Consider the following 16108-nt stretch of genomic DNA (forward strand, 5'->3'; position numbering starts at 1 on the left):
TCCATGGCCGGTAAGCCAAAGACCTCCCCCAAGGCAGCCAACACCGTTCGCGTTGACCGCAAGCAGGGCTCCAACACTGCACTCAGCAGTGCCAGCATTGCCGCCGATCTGGCCTTGTTCCGCAAAAGCGGCGGCAAGATCGAAGTTCTGGGCAACACCCTGGCGCTGAAAAGGGCCGGCTGACGCCGCAGCCGTCCGCACCGGCCCCAGGCCGGTGCGGGGGCCGCACTCAGCGGCCGCCCAGCGAGACCCGCACATTGCCCGAATGGGCGTTGATCGAAATATCGCCGTCGCCTCCGCCCAGCCGCGTATCCAGGCTGCGGCCCGGACCGTAGCGCGGCCGCTCCACCTGGCCCGCATCCGACTGGATGTCGCCACTGAAGGTCTTCACCGCCAACTGCGCCGATACTTTGGCCGGCAGCTTCAGCGCGATGGAACCGCTCACCGTCTGCAACGTCACCTTGCCGCCCGGCGCCAGCCCCGTTGCGCCCACCGTCAGGCTGCCCGACACCGCTTCCGCGGCAAGCCGCTGCACCTGCGCGGCATCCAGGCGGATGCTGCCCGAGACCGTCTCCGCCGCCACTTCGCCGGCAATCCCCCCGCCCGCCTGGATGGAACCGCTGACCGCGCGCAGCGCCATGCGCTGGGTACTCACCTGCGAACGGATGCTGCCGCTGACCGTGGTCAGCGCGGTCTCCGCACTGCGTCCGGCTGCGGCGATATCACCACTGACCGCGTTGGCCTGCAGCCGACGCAGGTCGACATCGGCCACGTCGATGTCGGCGCTGACCGTGCCCAGCTGCACCTCCACCGAACGCGGCACGCGCAGTTCCAGCGTGGCACCGCCGTTGTTGCCGTTGCGCGGATAGATCACTTCCCAGCGCACCCGGTTGGTGCTCTTGTCCTGCTGCAGGCGCAGGCCGTCGGCCATGCTGCCGCTCAACGCCACTTCGTTGCGGTCCCAGCCGCGCACGCTGACCTTGCCGGCAATGTTGCTGATTTCAACCCGCCCGCCCGCGGCCAGCGGATGGCGCTCGTCGACGCGGGTGTCAGCCCGCGCCGCCAGTGGCAGCAGCAGGCCCAGGGCAACGATCAGACGCAATGGGGTATGCATGGGACTCTCCTTCAGGATGGCAGGCCAGCGGCAATCACTGCCTGCTGGGTAAGTTCAAGGCGCAGTGCATAGGTGCGCTGCAACTGGTTGAGCAGATAGCGCGAGCGCGGGTTCTCGGCGATCGCGGCACGGATGTAGGTGGCGCTGGAATCGAGTTCGTGCAGCGCCGGTTGCCAGTCGGCACCGATCTGCGCCGCCGGCAGCGTGGCCATCGCCTGCTGGTACTCGGCGGCGATGGCGTCGGCCTGCCGCTGCAGCGGCGACGGACGCGGCGTCGGCGGCGTCGGGGTGGGCACCACCATCAGCACCGCCAGTGCGGCGGCCAGGCCAAGCCCCACGCGCAACGGCCAACGCCGCGCTCGCCGGGTGGGCAGCATCGTCGGGCGCTCGGCCTGCCGCGCGGGCAGCTGCGCGGCAATCTGCTGCCAGGCGTGCGCCGGCGGCACCCGCTCGGTGGGCAATGCGCGCAGGCGCGCCTGCAGGTCGGTATCGTGATCGTGATCGTGGGTATTCATGCGGGTTCTCCCAGACGCGCACGCAGCAAGCCGCGTGCGCGATGCAACTGTGCCTTGGAACTGCCGACCGCCATCTGCAGCTGCTCGGCGATTTCATGGTGTTTCCAGCCTTCGATGTCATGCAGCACCAGCACGGCGCGGGCACGCGGCGGCAGGGTTTCCAGCGCCCGTTCCAGGTCCAGCGTGGTGCCGGCGCAGCGGTCTACCGACGGCACGGCGGCCAGCAGTTCCCAGCCATCGTCGCCGGCCTCGCTGGCCTCGCGGGTGGCACTGCCGCGCAGCTCCATCAGTGCCGCATTGACGCCCAGCCGGTGCAGCCAGGTGCCCAGGCTGCTGTCGAAACGGAACCCCGGCAGCGCGCGCCAGGCCTGCAGGAAGGTTTCCTGCAGCGCGTCTTCGGCACGCGCGGCGTGCCCGCCGCAGAGCCGCCACAGCACCGCATACACGCGGGGCGAATGCCGCCGGTAGATGCGTTCGTACGCGGCGGTGTCACCGGCTACCGCGGCCCGGACCAGGCTGGGGTCGTCGGCGTGGTCGGCGTCGGTGGCGGCGCGGCTGGCGGGCATGGTCGTGTCGAGCATATCCCTTGGATGCGGCGGGGGGCCCAAAAGGTTTAAAGCGATTGACACGTTCCCGGTATAAACCTTTTCGGCAGTGGCGGCATCCAATCCTGTGTCCCCCGCACGGCGCCGCCCCAGGAGTTCCCATGTCGCCCAGTTGTCTTGCGCTGCTGCTCTCGCTGGCCAGCGCCTGCACCGTGCCGTGGAGCCCGGTGACGCTGCGGGTATCGCTGCCGCCGCGGCCGGACCTGTGCATGCAGTACCAGCAGCACGCCCCCCTCTGCGTTTCCCAGCTGATGGCCGCGCTCGAACAGCCCCACGGCCTGCCCTGATCCAGCGCGCTAAAATGCGGTTCCCCCGGCATTACCGCTGCAAGGAACCACGCCACGCATGAAAGACCACCTGCCCGTCTGGACCCACGAGTGGCTGCAGTACGGCGCCCCTGCCGTGAAGATTCTGATCACCCTGCTGGTGGCGTGGCTCGTGCGCCTGATCGCGCGGCGGCTGCTGCGCCGCGTCGGCGAGCACTACACGCTGCCGCCGGAAATGGTGATGGGCGCGCGCCGCGTATTTACCTTCGTGGTCTATTTCACCGTGCTGCTGGTGGTGCTGCAGATCATCGGCGTGCAGGCCAGCGTGTTGTGGACCGCGTTCACCGGTTTCGCCGCGGTGGGTGCGGTGGCGTTCTTCGCGGCGTGGAGCGTGCTGTCCAACATCTTCTGCACGCTGCTGATCTTCACCACCCGCCCGTTCCGCCTGCACGATTACATCGAGATCCTGGAGAATGGTGAGAAGCCGGGGCTGAAGGGGCGCGTCATCGACGTCAACCTGATCTACACCACCCTGCAGGAAAACGGCGGCGGCCACGAAGGCACCGTGCTGCAGATTCCGAACAACATGTTCTTCCAGCGCACGGTGCGCCGCTGGCGCGATCCGTCGCAGGCGCCGGGCGGGATCCAGGGCGATGGTTGACGCAGTCAGCGAAGCTGACTGTCCTTGCTGCCTCGCCGGTTGAACGTACCGGCATCCTGTTGCGCGGCGTCTTCGGCCTCCTGGCAGCGCACGCACAGACGCACGCCGGGCACGGCACGGCGGCGCGCCTCGGGTATCGGCGCCTCGCATTCCTCGCAGTGGGTCAGCCCCGGACCTTGGCGCAGCTGCGCGCGCGCACGCTGGATGGCCTCGTCGACGGTTGCGTCGATCTGGTCCTGGACGGCGCCGTCGCCTGCCCATCCTGTCGCCATGCGGTGTCTCCCATGCCGTTGCCGGACGGCCAGCATAGAACCGTCCGGTCGGCACCGGTTTACGGTCGGCTGAACACGCGTGCCATGGGCTGAACCCTTCAGCCCCGCATCACCAGATCAGGTCGTCGGGCACCTGGAACTGGGCGTAGTAGGCATCGTCGTCCGGGTTGCCGGTGCTGGGTTCGGCGGCAGGCGCGCGATCCTTGCCGTTGTCGAGCACGATGGCGGTCGCATCCCGCTCGCGGATCTTCTCGGCCGCAGGCCGGGGCACCAGCTCGAAGCCCTCGCCCAGGCGCACGATGACCAGGCTGCCCACGGCCAGCTGGCGGCGCAGGGCCTCGTTGACCAGCATCGTGCGGATCACGGTGCCGTCGTTGAAGCGGTATTCGCTTTCGCCTTCGCGCTTGACCCGGTTGCTCTCGACGATCTGGCGCACCTGCGCCTGCAGCTCCTGCAGGCGGTTCTTTTCCTTGCGTTCGGCTTCCAGCGCGCGGTCGCGCTCGGCCTTCTCCACGCGCAGGCGCTCGGTCTCGCGCTGGCTGTCGGTGGGGGCGGCCGGGGCCTTGCCATGGCGGGCCTTCACCTGCTCGCGCGCGGCCTGCGAGACCTGGGACTTCTTGACCAGCCCGGCCTTGAGCAGCTGTTCCTGCAGGGGATTTGCCTTCGCCATTGCCTTTGCATCTGTTGGTACGGGATTCCGGGGGCCATCATACTGCCCTCACCGCCGCTCCCCAACCGCCGCATGACCGCCCTGAAGTACCTCGCCGGCTACCCCGACGCCCTGCAGCAGCAGGTGCGCGAGCTGATCGCGGCCGACCGCCTGGGCCCGTGGCTGGAACGCCGCTATGCCGAGCTGCACACGGTGCGCAACGACCGCCAGCTGTACGACTACACCCAGGCGCTGAAGGAGCGCTACCTGCGCCAGTCGGTGCCGCTGTCGAAGGTGATCTACGACAGCCGCCTGCAGGTGCTCAAGCACGCGCTGGGCACGCATACCACGGTGTCGCGGGTGCAGGGGAGCCGGCTCAAGGCGAGCCGGGAGATCCGCATCGCCAGCGTATTCCGCGAGGCGCCCGCGCCGTTCCTGAAGATGATCGTGGTGCATGAACTGGCGCACCTGAAGGAATCGGACCACAACAAGGCGTTCTACCAGCTGTGCACGCACATGGAAGCGGACTACCACCAGTTGGAATTCGACCTGCGCCTGTACCTGACCCACCTCGAACGGGCCGGCGGCTGACCCTCAGCCGATACCGGCCCAGCGCAGCAGGGCGGCGGCCACCGCCCCCAGCACCACCACCAGCAGGAACGGCGCACGCAGCAGCAGCGCCACGGCGGCCACCGCCAGCGCCCCCAGGCGCGCATCCAGCGCCACCGACGCGCCGGCCGCCACCGCATTCATGGCGGTCAGCGAGGCCAGCAACCCGATCGTCAGCGTGCCGGCCACACGGGTCATGCGCGGTGATTCCAACCAGCGCGCCGGGACCAGCCAACCGGCCAGCTTGATCGCATACGCCGCCGCGCAGCCCAGCAGCAACCATCCCCACACGCTCATGTGCGCTCCTGCGTCGAACGCGGTTCCACATCCGGCTCCAGGCCTTCATCACGCGGACCGGGCACGAAGGCGCCCCACAACGCGGCCACTGCGGCGGCCAGCAGGATCGGCACGCCCGGCGGTACCCACGGCAGCGTGAGCACGGTGACCAATGCGGCCACGATGGCGATGGCCACCGCGTCGCGCTGGCGCAGCCGCGGCCACAGCAGCGCCAGGAACGCCGCCACCGCAGCGCCATCCAGCCCCCACTGGCGCGGGTCGCCCAGCGCATCGCCGGCCATCGCGCCCACGGCGGTGAACAGGTTCCAGAGCAGGAACACGCCGATGCCGGCCGTCCAGAAGCCGCGGCGCTGCTCCAGCGGCACGGTCTGGCTGGAGGCGGTGGCGGCCGACTCGTCGATGGTGACCTGGGCGCCCAGCGCGCGCCGCCAGCCGCGCAAACCCAGCATTCGGTTCATCTGCATGCCGTACACCGCGTTGCGCACGCCCAGCAGGGTGGCAGCGGTAAAGGCGGCCGAACCGGCGCCGCCGCCGGCAATCACGCCGATGAACGCGAACTGCGAGCCACCGGTGAACATCAACAGGCTCAGGGCCTGCGCCTGCCACGGGCTCAACCCGGCCGCAACAGCCAGGGCACCGAAGGAAATGCCGTACAGGCCGGTGGCCACGGCAATGGAAAGGCCGACTTTCACGGCGGGGGAGGCATGCCAGTTCATGTGGCGATGATGCCAGTCCCGGCCCGCCGCCGCAGTGACCCGGCGCGCAGTGCCGGCGCCGAGCCAGTACACTCCCCGCCCGCGTCCCGCTTTGTGTTGCCTGCCTCATGAATGATCCGATCCGACTCGACAAACGCCTGACCAGCCTCATCGGCTGCTCCCGGGGCGACGCACAGCGTTACATCGAAGGCGGCTGGGTCACCGTCAACGGCCAGGTCGTGGAACAGCCGCAGACGATGGTCACCGACGAAGTGGTCGTGCTGCGCGACAACGCCGAGGCGACACGCGCCGAAACGGTAAGCATGCTGCTGCACAAGCCGACCGGCATGCGTGCCGACGAACTGACCGCGCTGGTCACGCCGGACAGCCGCAGCGAACTGGACGCCACCGGCGTGGCACTGCTGCAGCGTCATTTCCATGCGTTGCAGCTGGTGATGCCGCTGGCCGACGAAGACAGCGGGCTGGTCGTGGTCAGCCAGGACGGCCGCGTGATTACCCACCTGAAGGATCGCGGCGCGACGCTGGAGCAGGAATACCTGGTCGAAGTCAGCGGCGAACTGGTGCCCTACGGCATGAAGCGGCTCGCCCACGGCCTGAGCTTCCGCAACTGGCCGTTGCCGCCGTGCAAGGTGAGCTGGCAGAACGAAACGCGCCTGCGCTTCGCGATCAAGCCGGTAGCCCCGGGCCAACTGCGCGACATGTGCCGCCAGGTTGGGCTGGAGGTGGTCAGCGTACGCCGCCTGCGCATCGGCCGGGTGGCGATGGGCAAGCTGGCACCGGGCCAGTGGCGTTACCTGGCGCCGGACGAGCGTTTCTGATTTTCGCGCGGCCCGCTTAGGATCAGGGCATGACCGACAAGAAGCCGTTGTGGCGCCGATGCCTGCGTGGACTGTGCGTTGTGCTGGCGCTGCTCATCCTGCTCGTGCTCAGCGGCCTGCTGCTGGGCGACCACCTCACGCCGAAGGCGATGGGGCCGAGCAGCAGCGTGCTGCCGCTGCAGCCGGCGCAGAGCGTGATCGACCGCGAACTGGTGCGGCTGCAGGCCGAGCATCCGGACCAGTCCGGGGTGGCGTTCCTGTCCGAGGGCCTGGATGCCTATGCCGCCCGCGCGGTCATCACCCGCCACGCGGCGCGCAGCCTGGACCTGCAGTACTACATCTGGAAAGACGACCTGATCGGCCACCTGATGGCGCAGGAGCTGTACCAGGCGGCCGAACGCGGCGTGCGGGTGCGCCTGCTGCTGGACGACATGAACGCGCAGGACAAGGACGCGTTGATGATGGCGCTCGATGAGCATCCCAACATCGAGATCCGCCTGTACAACCCGTTCCGCAACCGCGACGGACTGTGGCGGGTGGTGGAGATGGTGCAGCGGTTCTTCAGCGTCAACCACCGCATGCACAACAAGTCCTGGATCGCCGATGGCCGGGTGGCGATCGTCGGTGGGCGCAACATCGGCGAGGAATACTTCAGCGCGCGCAGCGATGTGAACTTCCGCGACCTGGATCTGATCGTGGCGGGCAAGGCGGTGACGCAGGCCAATACGATCTTCGACGAATACTGGAACAGCGAGGCTGCGGTGCCGGTCGGCGCCCTCGCCTTCCATACGCCTGCGCAGCTGCGGCTGTTGATGCTGGAATCGGCGCACGAGGCCAAACTGGCTGCGGCCCAGCCCTATCTGCAGCGGGTGGAACGCTCGGCGTCGGCACGCTCGTTCTACCGCAATGCCGTCGATCTGCACTGGTCACCCGGGGTGGAGATCGTGTCCGACCCGGCGATGAAGCACCGCCGCGACGACAAGGCCACCTGGCTGGTCACGCGGCTGGTGCGCCAGCTGGAGGCGACCGAGCACAAGGCGTTGCTGATCTCGCCATACTTCGTGCCCGGCGAAGAAGGCACGCGTGGAATGGGCGCGATGGTGAAGCGCGGGGCGTACGTCGGCGTGGTGACCAATTCGCTGGCGGCCAATGACGTGGCGGCGGTGCACAGCGGCTACATGCGTTACCGCGCCCCGCTGCTGCGCGATGGCGTGCACCTGTACGAGCTGCGGTCGCGCCGGCATGAAGGCGGCGGCAGTGGCGGCCTGTTCGGCAGCAGCGGCGCCAGCCTGCACACCAAGGCGTTCATGATCGACGACCAGCGCGGCTTCGTGGGCTCGTTCAACCTGGACCCGCGCTCGGCCTACCTCAACACCGAGATGGGCGTGCTGTTCGACGATCGCGAACTTGCCGCCCAGCTGCGCGGGGAATACCTGCGCCTGGCTGATCCGAAGCAGAGCTACTGGCTGACGCTGGACGCGGATGACGAGGTGCGCTGGCTGGATCGTGCCGAACAGCCGCCACAGCTGCTCGACCGCGAACCGGACACGTCATGGCGGCAACGTGCCAGCGCACGCGCGATCAGCTGGCTTCCCTTGGAATCGCAGCTTTAACCCCCCTCACCCCTCCACCATCTCCTCCGCATCCAGCGTCTCCACCGACCGCCCATGCAGCCGGCGCCAGATCCACTGCAGCGCATGCGCAGGCGTGCCCTGCCGCTGCTCCAGCAGGGCCAGCGCCTGGGCCTGGCTGATGCGCCCGTGCCGGCACAGCAGGCTGGCCGAGGCCGCCGCACGGGCAAACCGCAGGCTGGCCGCCAGGCCGCCCCCGGACGCCTCGGCATCGCGCAACAAGGCCTCGTGCACCGACGGCGGCAGCTCCCACGCGGCCGCGATCCGGCTGGCCACCGGCAGCGTCCAGGCATCCAGCAGCTGGCTGGCCACCGCCTGCGAGGGCGTGGTGGCCTGGTCATGCGCCGCGTCCAGCAGGTGGCGCATGACCAGCGCCGCCCCGAGGCCCTGGGTCAGCCCCATCCATTGCGCCGCGAAGGCATCCTCGTGGGTCACCATGCGGGCGTGGTCGGCGGCGGCGCGCGAGGCAAGCAGGGCGTGCTCCCAGATCACCGTGCCGAACTGCGGGAACGCCTCGCAATGCAGCTGCATCACCGGCTGCACCAGCACCGCGCTGATGATCTGGCGGATGCCCTCGGTCCCCACCAGGGTCACCGCCCGCTGCAGGCTGTCCACCGGTTTGGCCTGCAGGCGGTAGATGGGGCTGTTGGCGATGCGCAGCAGGTTGCCGGTCAGCACCGCGTCCTGGCCGATGATGGCCGCCATGCTGCGGGCAGACGCATCGCTGTCATTCACGGTCTGGATCAGCTGCGGCAACAACTGCGGCCGGCGCGGCAGATGCCTGGCCGACCAGTCCCGTGCCTCCAGCGCGGCGGCGACCGCCGCTTCCAGCGGCGCGTCCTGGGAGACCACCGCAGGGCACGCGCCGCCGCTGCGCGGCACCAACGCAAGCGCGTGGAAGCCCGCCTGCAGGATCTGACCGGCGTCGCCATCAGGCACGCCGGGAATCGCCGCGGGCGGCACCTGGCGCTCGCCGGACCTGGCCGCAGCACGCTCCCGCTCCGGCGCCGCTGCCCGGCGGCCCTGCAGCCACCAGGCCCCCACGGCGGCCGCCAAGAGGGCCATTACCCCCACCAGCACAGCCAGCATCAGCTCGCGCCCCTGCTGGCGCCGCACCGCATCCGCATTGTCGCCCCTGCACCCACGTGATCCATCCTGGCCATACCGGTACCGCGCACCGTTGCCACGGCATCGGCCCGGTTCCGCGCAACTTTAGCGACACCCCCTCGCAGGGGTAGGTGACGGCCCCGGCGCGCTGACAACACCGTCCGGCGGAATGCACTAGAATGGCGCCGCGCGACCCGTCCCTCCGATCAGACGACGTCGCTTTTTTTGTTTTGCACCCTTCTTTTTGCTGGTACGTTCGCCGGCGTTGGCCACCGTTCGCACCATCGGAGTCACCATGTTATTTGAAACCCTCGAATCTACCGGTCACGAACAAGTGGTGTTCTGCCACAGCCGCGACGCCGGCTTGAGGGCGATCATCGCCATCCACAACACCACCCTGGGCCCGGCCCTGGGCGGCGTGCGCATGCGCCCCTACGCCAGCACCGACGACGCGCTGGCCGACGCACTGCGACTGAGCCGCACCATGACGTACAAGAACGCCCTGGCGGGCCTGAACGTGGGCGGCGGCAAGGCGGTGATCATCGGCGACCCCCGCAAGGACAAGACCGAGGTGCTGTTCCGCGCCTTTGGGCGCTATGTCGATTCCCTGGGCGGGCGCTACATCACCGCCGAGGACGTGGGCACCGACGTCAATGACATGGAAAACATCTACCTGGAAAGCGAGTACGTGACCGGCGTGCACCAGGTCCACGGCGGCTCCGGCGACCCGGCGCCGTTCACCGCCTACGGCGCGCTGCAGGCGCTGATGGCCGCGCTGCAGCACAAGCTGGGCCACGAAGAAGTCGGCAAGACCAGCATCGCCGTGCAGGGCCTGGGCCACATCGGCATGGAACTGGTGAAGCTGCTGCGCGACCGCGGCGCCAAACTGTTCGTGACCGACCTGGACAGCGCGCTGGTTGACCGCGCGGTCACCGAATACGGCGCCGAAGCGGTCAAGCCGGACGAGATCTACGACGTGAATGCCGACGTGTTCGCGCCGTGCGCGTTCGAAAACGCGATCAACCCGCAGACCCTGGCACGGTTGAAGTGCAAGATCGTCTGCGGCACCGCCAACAACCAGCTGTCGAGCCTGGAAGTCGGCGACGAGCTGCATGCGCGCGGCATCCTGTACGCGCCCGACTACGCGGTCAACGCCGGCGGCGTGATGAATGTGTCGCTGGAGATCGACGGCTACAACCGCGAACGCGCCATGCGCCTGATCCGCAGCATCTACCACAACCTCGGCCGCATCTTCGCGCTTTCGCAGCAGGAAGGCATTGCGCCGCAACGCGCGGCCGACCAGATCGCCGAAACGCGCATCCAGTCCATCGGCAAGTTGAAGATGCCGCTGGGCCGCGCACGACCGCGACTGGGCACGCTGCGCGGCGGCTGATCGCCGGCCCGGAGCAGAACGAAAAAGGGCGCGATCAGATCGCGCCCTTTTTCATTGCCTCGGCGGCCGTTGCCGCCGCCTGATCAGAACGCGGCCGAGTAGCGCAGGGCCACCTGGCTCAGGTCGCCACGCGGGCCGAAGCGCTGGTCATAGCCGAACGACATCTGCGCGTTGCGGCTGAGCATCGCCGCCACCGAGACCCCGAACAGCCCGCCCGAACGCGTCGGCTGCAGGCCCGCCAACGGCGCCCACGCGTCCACGCCGACGAAGCTGGCGTCAAAAGCGGCCCCGTTGCTGGACAACATCTGCTGCCATTCGGCGTACCCGCGCACCGACCAGGTGCGCCCCTGGGTTTCGGCGCGCAGGCCGGCCAGCGCCTGGCTGCGGCTGGCGGTGTTGCGCTCTGCACGCAGGCCGAAGCCAAAGCCACCGCTTTCGCTGAAGCGGTCGTTGTCCACGCGGGCGTAATCCGCGCCCAGGTACGGGGTGAGCGAGGCGACCGCGCCACCGAACCGGTAGCCGGACTCCACGCTGGCCGTGCTGAAGGTGCCGCCATAGCGCGAGCTCACGCCGTACTGCCCGGCCCCCAACAGCAGCTGCCTGTCGAGCTCGCGGGTGAACTGGCCGGCGCCGAACTGGGTCAACGCATACGCGCCGCCATGATTCCACCCGGCATACAGCTGTGCCTGCGACTGGCGGTCGCGGCCATTGTCGCCCGACCATTCGCGGCCGCTGCTGGTGCGGGTCTCGCCGAAGGCGAAGCCCATCACGCCGTTGCTGCCCAGCGCCATGTCCTGACCCAGCATCCAGCCCTGGGTCTGGAACCCGGTGCCGGCGAAGCTGCCCTGCCCGGCCTCACCCAGCGCGCCATGCCAGGCGCCGCGAAGACGCGGCGCGGCAGACACGTCGTCGAAACGCGACGACAGGGCTCGCCGATTCATGTCGAGCGTATCGAAGGTCATCGCCGTGGCCAGACCGTGGGCCTTGCCGGAGAGGCTCTCCAGGCTGGCCTGCAGCGCCGATGCGCCTTCGACGCGCTGCAGGTCGCCCGCCGCGTCGATAAAGCCGGGGCCACTGCCGTAGCCCTGGTCGAGCTGGACAAACGCCTCCTCCACGCGCCCGGCAGACGCCGTGGCGATCGTGCCCAGACCGGCCGTGGTGGCCGTCGCGGTGACATTGGCGCGACGGATGTTGAGCGACGCGCTGTTCGCGTCGTACACGAAGGACGCGTCCAGCAGGGACACCGTGCCGCCGCGGCGCGCTGCCCCGAACCGACCGGTCAGGCCTTGTGCGGCTTGGATGATGGGCTGCACCTGGTTGTCGATCGGTACATAGCCGGCCACGGCCTGCTCCACGACCAGGGTGCCCCCCTGTAGCGTGGCCGTGCCCGTCACCTGCAACGGCGATGCACCCAGTGCGGTGATGAACTCGGCAGTGGCACGCTGCAGGTAATTGCCGTCGATGACCGCCGTGGTGTTGGCGGTCACCAGCGCCACGCGCCCATTGTTCTCGACGTTGCTGGTGATCCTCGTGGTGCCCGCGCCGAACTGCAGCGCAGGCAAGGGGTAGCTGATGTCGTACGGCGTGATTGTGACCGGCGCGGTGAGCGTCGCACCATCGCGAAGTGCCAGTGTTCCGCGGACGACATCCACCGAGCCGGTGAAGGTATTCTTGCCAGCGAGCGCCAGGATGCCGTCGCCGTCCTTGTACAGCCCGCGGCTGCCGCCACCGCTGATGTCATTGCTCCACACGCTGGTTCCCACACTGGTCGGCACGGAGACGGTCAGCGTTCCGAAGTCCGTGGTCGCCGGACCATTGAGCGCCTTGGCAATGTTCAGCAGGCCGTGCCCGAACACGGGGTCCACGCCCGACTCGCCGAGATCGGTGGCGGTGCCCAGCAGGACGCGCTGCACGTCGTAGTTCTTGAAATAGGGGTACTTCTGCCACACCAGCGCAGCCGCGCCGGAGACCAGCGGTGCCGCGTAGGAGGTGCCCGCGCCCCACAGATACTTCGGGTTGGCCGCGCCCTTGTTTTCGGGGTCGATGAACACCGCTTCGCCGGGCGCGGCGAGGCAGTAGTCGGCCGCCACGCCGCACGCGTTTGCGTAGGACGCCAGTTCATTCGGCTTGCTGGCATTGACCGCGGTAACCGCGAGCCAGCCTTCCGCCAGCTCGCGTGCCAACGTGCTGCCCGCAGGCGCAGGCTGGCTCGGCAGCGCCGCCATGTCGGACGGGTTGGCCTTGCCCTCGTTGCCGGTGGCGAACACCACCAGGCCCCCGTGCCGGAACACGAACGGGGCGTATTCGGCGGCAATCGCGTCCGTGGTGCTGGCGTTGTTCCAATACAGACCGCCCCACGAATTGTTCATCACCTTGACGCCGCTGGCGATCAGGTCGGCATGCACGCCGGCCAGGCCCAGCGCGCCTTCCACGGCATTGCCCTGCCCCGTCCCGTCATCCACCGGCGCCTTGTCGGCAATGATGCGGGCCGAGACGATCTGCGCGCCGGGGGCCACGCCGCCCGGCCAGCTGCCGGACGCGCTGCCCGCCGCGAGCGACGCGACGGTGGTGCCATGGCCGACGACATCATCGACGTTGAGGTTGTTCGTGGCGGGGTCAACGTAGCTGTAACGCTGCACCACACGCCCGGACAGCGTGGGGTGGGAGCGGTTGACACCCGAGTCCACGATACCGATGACCACGCCTGCGCCGGTCAGCCCCTGGCGGTCGCCCGCGTTGGTGATCGACAGGTGGGCATCGATCGCCGGCTGCTGTGGCTTTGCCCCGGTCGGGGGCGGCGTCGTCGGCGGCGTGACCGGGGGATTGGTCGGGCCGGGGGTGGTCACCGGCGTACCCCCGCCCGGACCGTCGACGCGGACATTGCCCCCACTGCTGCCACCGCCACACGCACTCAACGCCAGTGCAAGCGCAGCTGCCAGCACCGTCCTGCTCAGTTCGACCTGCTTCATCCCTGTTCCCCCAAACGTTTATGGAACCACGCCTGGCATCCTGCCTACCCCGAGGACACCCGTGGTGATCGTTGACCCGCTCCTCCGGGCTACCGGCGGAGTCTGACTGGAAATCTGAAAGCTTTCCATCGCCGGGAGAGGTTTCGTTCGCCCCCTGCTGGACACCGGTGGTAAACCGGGACCCTCTATACTGGTATTCCCCCGCAGTCTGACGGGAATCGCGCCATCATCCTGAGGCGCGGGTCCCGAATCCGCTCACGCAACAACGAGATTGCCATGTCCAACATTGTCATCGCCGCCGCCAAGCGCACCGCCATCGGCTCGTTCCTCGGCCAGTTCACCGGCGTGCCCACCCCTACCCTGGGCGCCACCGCGATCGCCGCCGCCCTGGAGCAGTCCGGCGTGCCGGCGGCCGACGTTTCCGAAGTGATCATGGGCTGCGTGTTGTCGGCCAACCTGGGCCAGGCCCCGGCCCGCCAGGCCGCGGTCGCTGCGGGGATTCCCTATTCGACCGGCGCCACCACGCTGAACAAGGTGTGCGGCTCGGGCATGAAGGCCATCATGCTGGGCCACGACCTGATCAAGGCCGGCTCGGCCCGCATCGTGGTGGCCGGGGGCATGGAGTCCATGACCAACGCGCCGCACATGCTGCCCAATTCGCGTACCGGCAACCGCTTCGGCAACTTCCAGGCGGTGGACCACATGGCCCACGATGGTCTGGTCAATGCCTACGACGGCAAAGCCATGGGTGAATTCGCCGAATGCACCGTGGACAAGTACCAGGTCACCCGCGAGGAGCAGGATGCGTTCGCGATCGAATCGGTGCGCCGTGCGCAGGCCGCACAGGCCGCCGGTGCGTTCGACGACGAGATCGTCGCGGTGAAGGTCGCCGGCCGCAAGGGCGAGGTTGAGTACAGCCAGGACGAACAGCCCGGCCGTTCGGACATCGCCAAGATCCCGACCCTGCGCCCGGCCTTCAAGACGGACGGCACGGTCACCGCGGCCAGCTCGTCGAGCATCTCCGACGGCGCTGCCGCCGTGGTGCTGCTGTCGGAGGAGGACGCCGCCGCCCGTGGCCTGCAGCCGCTGGCCCGGATCGTGGCCCATGCCACCCATTCGCAGGAACCGGAATGGTTCACCACCGCGCCGATCGGCGCCATCGGCAAGCTGCTGGAGAAGACCGGCTGGAGCCTGGACCAGGTGGACCTGTTCGAAATCAACGAAGCCTTCGCGGTGGTGGCCATGGCCCCCATCCGCGAACTGGGCATCCCGCATGACAAGGTGAACGTGAACGGTGGTGCCTGCGCACTGGGCCACCCGATCGGTGCCTCGGGCGCGCGTCTGGTGGTGACCTTGGTCAATGCCTTGCGCAAGCGTGATGCAAAGCGCGGAATTGCCACGCTGTGCATTGGCGGCGGGGAAGCGACGGCCATTGCCATCGAATTGATTTGATTGGATTTAACGCGCATTTCTCAAAACTGAATGCGCGATCGCTTGACAGCCAATCGTGGCTTGTCATCATGTTGCCGGGCGCGCAATAGCGCGTTGCCTAATCTAACGACGAGGATTCACACAAATGAGCATCAACAAGCTGCTGATCGCAATGGCCCTGGGCCTGGCTCTGACCGCCTGCTCGAAGCAGGAACAGGCTGCTGACGCCGCTGCTTCGGCCAACGAAGCTGCTGCCGACGCCCAGGTCGCTGCCGACCAGGCCGCTGCTGCTGGCGCCCAGACCGCCGACGCTGCCCAGGCTGCCGCCGACACCGCCACCACCGCTGCTGACGCTTCGGCTGACGCCGCTGCCCAGGCTGCTGGCGCTGCCACCGACGCTGCTGCCGGCGCTGCTGCCGACGCTGCCAAGGCCGGTGAAGCCACCGCCGAGCAGGCCAAGGACGCTGCTGAAGAAGCCAAGAAGTAATAACTTCTTTCTTCAAGCAAGTCTGAAGAAGCCGCTGGTTCGCCAGCGGCTTTTTCTTTGGGCGAACGTTTAGCAAGCGGGTACCTACCGCGCCTTCACGGATGGGTGAATAGGCTGTCAGACCTATCCCAAACCTTGGAGAGCGCCATGAAGATTCGTTCGATCACGCCCGCATTGATGGCCGCTTCGCTGCTGCTGGCGCTGGCCGCCTGCAAGGGTCCGGAAGCCGAGAAGGCGCGTGCCGATGCCGCGCAGGCCGCCGACAGCACCGGTGCGGCCGCGCGTGAGGCGGTCGACCAAGCGGCGGCATCTACCCGCAACGCCGCCGATGAAGCTGCTGCTGCCTCCGAGCGCGCTGCCGCCGACGTACAGCCGGCGCTGGACCGGGCTGCCGATGCCAGCGCCGCTGCCGCTGCCGATGCGAAGGTCGCGGCGCGTGACGCGGCCGCCCATGCCAGCGACGCGACCGCCAATGCAGCGGAAAAGGTGGCCGACAAGGCTCGCGAAGTCGCCAATGATGCCAAGCAGAACGCCGACGCGGCCAAGCACTGATACCACGCAGTGGGGC

At 68.5% G+C, this 16108-nt stretch carries 19 protein-coding genes; 10 read left to right on the top strand and 9 right to left on the bottom strand.

Features of this window, described 5'->3' with window-relative positions:
• The first annotated feature begins 3 nt into the window (after nt 1-3).
• A complete protein-coding gene (locus tag ACREPD_RS01410) occupies nt 4-183 on the top strand; it encodes a hypothetical protein (protein ID WP_431597618.1) in 180 nt (59 codons plus the stop codon).
• Between the two features lie 46 nt (nt 184-229).
• Here ACREPD_RS01410 and ACREPD_RS01415 read toward each other — a convergent pair whose 3' ends face one another.
• Genes ACREPD_RS01415 through ACREPD_RS01425 form a run of 3 tightly spaced genes read right to left on the bottom strand, consistent with a single transcriptional unit; the run spans nt 230 to nt 2210 of the window.
• Nucleotides 230-1114, bottom strand: a complete 885-nt coding sequence (locus ACREPD_RS01415) for a DUF4097 family beta strand repeat-containing protein (protein ID WP_431597619.1) — start codon at nt 1112-1114, stop codon at nt 230-232.
• An 11-nt stretch (nt 1115-1125) separates the two neighbouring features.
• Entirely contained in the window at nt 1126-1629 is a 504-nt protein-coding gene (locus ACREPD_RS01420) for a hypothetical protein (protein WP_431597620.1), read from the bottom strand.
• Complete coding sequence (locus tag ACREPD_RS01425) at nt 1626-2210, bottom strand: RNA polymerase sigma factor (RefSeq protein ID WP_431597621.1); 585 nt, start codon at nt 2208-2210, stop codon at nt 1626-1628. Before ACREPD_RS01425 ends, ACREPD_RS01420 begins: the two co-directional genes overlap by 4 nt.
• Before the next feature lie 125 nt (nt 2211-2335).
• Between ACREPD_RS01425 and ACREPD_RS01430 the strand changes: the two genes are divergently transcribed.
• Together ACREPD_RS01430 and ACREPD_RS01435 are read left to right on the top strand one after the other, a co-directional pair.
• Nucleotides 2336-2521: a hypothetical protein gene (locus ACREPD_RS01430; RefSeq protein WP_431597622.1), complete on the top strand. Its 186-nt coding sequence runs from the start codon at nt 2336-2338 to the stop codon at nt 2519-2521.
• Between the two features lie 58 nt (nt 2522-2579).
• Nucleotides 2580-3161 carry a mechanosensitive ion channel domain-containing protein gene (locus tag ACREPD_RS01435; protein WP_431597623.1) on the top strand — a complete coding sequence of 194 codons (582 nt, stop codon included), beginning with the start codon at nt 2580-2582 and terminating at the stop codon, nt 3159-3161.
• A 5-nt stretch (nt 3162-3166) separates the two neighbouring features.
• Here the strand turns inward: ACREPD_RS01435 and ACREPD_RS01440 are convergent, their stop codons facing one another.
• Both ACREPD_RS01440 and ACREPD_RS01445 read right to left on the bottom strand, forming a co-directional pair.
• Nucleotides 3167-3433 (bottom strand): DksA/TraR family C4-type zinc finger protein, encoded by a 267-nt coding sequence (locus ACREPD_RS01440; protein WP_431597624.1) that lies wholly within the window; start codon nt 3431-3433, stop codon nt 3167-3169.
• A gap of 109 nt (nt 3434-3542) precedes the next feature.
• Complete coding sequence (locus ACREPD_RS01445) at nt 3543-4103, bottom strand: DUF2058 domain-containing protein (protein WP_431597625.1); 561 nt, start codon at nt 4101-4103, stop codon at nt 3543-3545.
• Nucleotides 4104-4175: 72 nt separating this feature from the next.
• Between ACREPD_RS01445 and ACREPD_RS01450 the strand changes: the two genes are divergently transcribed.
• Nucleotides 4176-4673 carry a YgjP-like metallopeptidase domain-containing protein gene (locus ACREPD_RS01450; RefSeq protein ID WP_431597626.1) on the top strand — a complete coding sequence of 166 codons (498 nt, stop codon included), beginning with the start codon at nt 4176-4178 and terminating at the stop codon, nt 4671-4673.
• Between the two features lie 3 nt (nt 4674-4676).
• Here ACREPD_RS01450 and ACREPD_RS01455 read toward each other — a convergent pair whose 3' ends face one another.
• Together ACREPD_RS01455 and ACREPD_RS01460 are read right to left on the bottom strand one after the other, a co-directional pair.
• The gene (locus ACREPD_RS01455) at nt 4677-4988 is read right to left on the bottom strand and encodes an AzlD domain-containing protein (RefSeq protein WP_431597627.1); all 312 of its coding nucleotides are present in this window, start codon (nt 4986-4988) and stop codon (nt 4677-4679) included.
• Nucleotides 4985-5704 carry an AzlC family ABC transporter permease gene (locus ACREPD_RS01460; protein WP_431597628.1) on the bottom strand — a complete coding sequence of 240 codons (720 nt, stop codon included), beginning with the start codon at nt 5702-5704 and terminating at the stop codon, nt 4985-4987. Before ACREPD_RS01460 ends, ACREPD_RS01455 begins: the two co-directional genes overlap by 4 nt.
• A gap of 107 nt (nt 5705-5811) precedes the next feature.
• Between ACREPD_RS01460 and ACREPD_RS01465 the strand changes: the two genes are divergently transcribed.
• Entirely contained in the window at nt 5812-6522 is a 711-nt protein-coding gene (locus ACREPD_RS01465; RefSeq protein WP_431597629.1) for an rRNA pseudouridine synthase, read from the top strand.
• A 29-nt stretch (nt 6523-6551) separates the two neighbouring features.
• On the top strand, nt 6552-8135 hold the full coding sequence (locus ACREPD_RS01470) for a phospholipase D family protein (protein WP_431597630.1): 1584 nt from the start codon (nt 6552-6554) through the stop codon (nt 8133-8135).
• A gap of 6 nt (nt 8136-8141) precedes the next feature.
• Here ACREPD_RS01470 and ACREPD_RS01475 read toward each other — a convergent pair whose 3' ends face one another.
• Nucleotides 8142-9218: an HDOD domain-containing protein gene (locus tag ACREPD_RS01475; RefSeq protein ID WP_431597631.1), complete on the bottom strand. Its 1077-nt coding sequence runs from the start codon at nt 9216-9218 to the stop codon at nt 8142-8144.
• Nucleotides 9219-9555: 337 nt separating this feature from the next.
• Here ACREPD_RS01475 and ACREPD_RS01480 point away from each other — a divergent pair, with 337 nt between their 5' ends.
• Nucleotides 9556-10653: a Glu/Leu/Phe/Val dehydrogenase dimerization domain-containing protein gene (locus ACREPD_RS01480; protein WP_431597632.1), complete on the top strand. Its 1098-nt coding sequence runs from the start codon at nt 9556-9558 to the stop codon at nt 10651-10653.
• 83 nt (nt 10654-10736) lie between these two features.
• Here ACREPD_RS01480 and ACREPD_RS01485 read toward each other — a convergent pair whose 3' ends face one another.
• The gene (locus ACREPD_RS01485; RefSeq protein ID WP_431597633.1) at nt 10737-13622 is read right to left on the bottom strand and encodes a S8 family serine peptidase; all 2886 of its coding nucleotides are present in this window, start codon (nt 13620-13622) and stop codon (nt 10737-10739) included.
• A gap of 276 nt (nt 13623-13898) precedes the next feature.
• Between ACREPD_RS01485 and ACREPD_RS01490 the strand changes: the two genes are divergently transcribed.
• The 3 genes from ACREPD_RS01490 to ACREPD_RS01500 all read left to right on the top strand — a co-directional run bounded on the left by ACREPD_RS01490 (nt 13899) and on the right by ACREPD_RS01500 (nt 16092).
• Nucleotides 13899-15074: a thiolase family protein gene (locus ACREPD_RS01490; RefSeq protein WP_431597634.1), complete on the top strand. Its 1176-nt coding sequence runs from the start codon at nt 13899-13901 to the stop codon at nt 15072-15074.
• 124 nt (nt 15075-15198) lie between these two features.
• Nucleotides 15199-15540 (top strand): hypothetical protein, encoded by a 342-nt coding sequence (locus ACREPD_RS01495; protein ID WP_282246914.1) that lies wholly within the window; start codon nt 15199-15201, stop codon nt 15538-15540.
• Nucleotides 15541-15687: 147 nt separating this feature from the next.
• Nucleotides 15688-16092, top strand: a complete 405-nt coding sequence (locus tag ACREPD_RS01500) for a hypothetical protein (RefSeq protein ID WP_431597635.1) — start codon at nt 15688-15690, stop codon at nt 16090-16092.
• Nucleotides 16093-16108: the final 16 nt, after the last annotated feature.

It is taken from the genome of Stenotrophomonas sp., from assembly GCF_050737075.1.
Classification (GTDB): domain Bacteria; phylum Pseudomonadota; class Gammaproteobacteria; order Xanthomonadales; family Xanthomonadaceae; genus Stenotrophomonas.

Bases quoted from the DNA above. Each gene is read 5' to 3' on its own strand.
- ACREPD_RS01410 (WP_431597618.1), top strand. From the start codon at position 4: ATGGCCGGTAAGCCAAAGACCTCCCCCAAGGCAGCCAACACCGTTCGC.
- ACREPD_RS01415 (WP_431597619.1), bottom strand. From the start codon at position 1,114: ATGCATACCCCATTGCGTCTGATCGTTGCCCTGGGCCTGCTGCTGCCA.
- ACREPD_RS01420 (WP_431597620.1), bottom strand. From the start codon at position 1,629: ATGAATACCCACGATCACGATCACGATACCGACCTGCAGGCGCGCCTG.
- ACREPD_RS01425 (WP_431597621.1), bottom strand. From the start codon at position 2,210: ATGCTCGACACGACCATGCCCGCCAGCCGCGCCGCCACCGACGCCGAC.
- ACREPD_RS01430 (WP_431597622.1), top strand. From the start codon at position 2,336: ATGTCGCCCAGTTGTCTTGCGCTGCTGCTCTCGCTGGCCAGCGCCTGC.
- ACREPD_RS01435 (WP_431597623.1), top strand. From the start codon at position 2,580: ATGAAAGACCACCTGCCCGTCTGGACCCACGAGTGGCTGCAGTACGGC.
- ACREPD_RS01440 (WP_431597624.1), bottom strand. From the start codon at position 3,433: ATGGCGACAGGATGGGCAGGCGACGGCGCCGTCCAGGACCAGATCGAC.
- ACREPD_RS01445 (WP_431597625.1), bottom strand. From the start codon at position 4,103: ATGGCGAAGGCAAATCCCCTGCAGGAACAGCTGCTCAAGGCCGGGCTG.
- ACREPD_RS01450 (WP_431597626.1), top strand. From the start codon at position 4,176: ATGACCGCCCTGAAGTACCTCGCCGGCTACCCCGACGCCCTGCAGCAG.
- ACREPD_RS01455 (WP_431597627.1), bottom strand. From the start codon at position 4,988: ATGAGCGTGTGGGGATGGTTGCTGCTGGGCTGCGCGGCGGCGTATGCG.
- ACREPD_RS01460 (WP_431597628.1), bottom strand. From the start codon at position 5,704: ATGAACTGGCATGCCTCCCCCGCCGTGAAAGTCGGCCTTTCCATTGCC.
- ACREPD_RS01465 (WP_431597629.1), top strand. From the start codon at position 5,812: ATGAATGATCCGATCCGACTCGACAAACGCCTGACCAGCCTCATCGGC.
- ACREPD_RS01470 (WP_431597630.1), top strand. From the start codon at position 6,552: ATGACCGACAAGAAGCCGTTGTGGCGCCGATGCCTGCGTGGACTGTGC.
- ACREPD_RS01475 (WP_431597631.1), bottom strand. From the start codon at position 9,218: ATGGCCCTCTTGGCGGCCGCCGTGGGGGCCTGGTGGCTGCAGGGCCGC.
- ACREPD_RS01480 (WP_431597632.1), top strand. From the start codon at position 9,556: ATGTTATTTGAAACCCTCGAATCTACCGGTCACGAACAAGTGGTGTTC.
- ACREPD_RS01485 (WP_431597633.1), bottom strand. From the start codon at position 13,622: ATGAAGCAGGTCGAACTGAGCAGGACGGTGCTGGCAGCTGCGCTTGCA.
- ACREPD_RS01490 (WP_431597634.1), top strand. From the start codon at position 13,899: ATGTCCAACATTGTCATCGCCGCCGCCAAGCGCACCGCCATCGGCTCG.
- ACREPD_RS01495 (WP_282246914.1), top strand. From the start codon at position 15,199: ATGAGCATCAACAAGCTGCTGATCGCAATGGCCCTGGGCCTGGCTCTG.
- ACREPD_RS01500 (WP_431597635.1), top strand. From the start codon at position 15,688: ATGAAGATTCGTTCGATCACGCCCGCATTGATGGCCGCTTCGCTGCTG.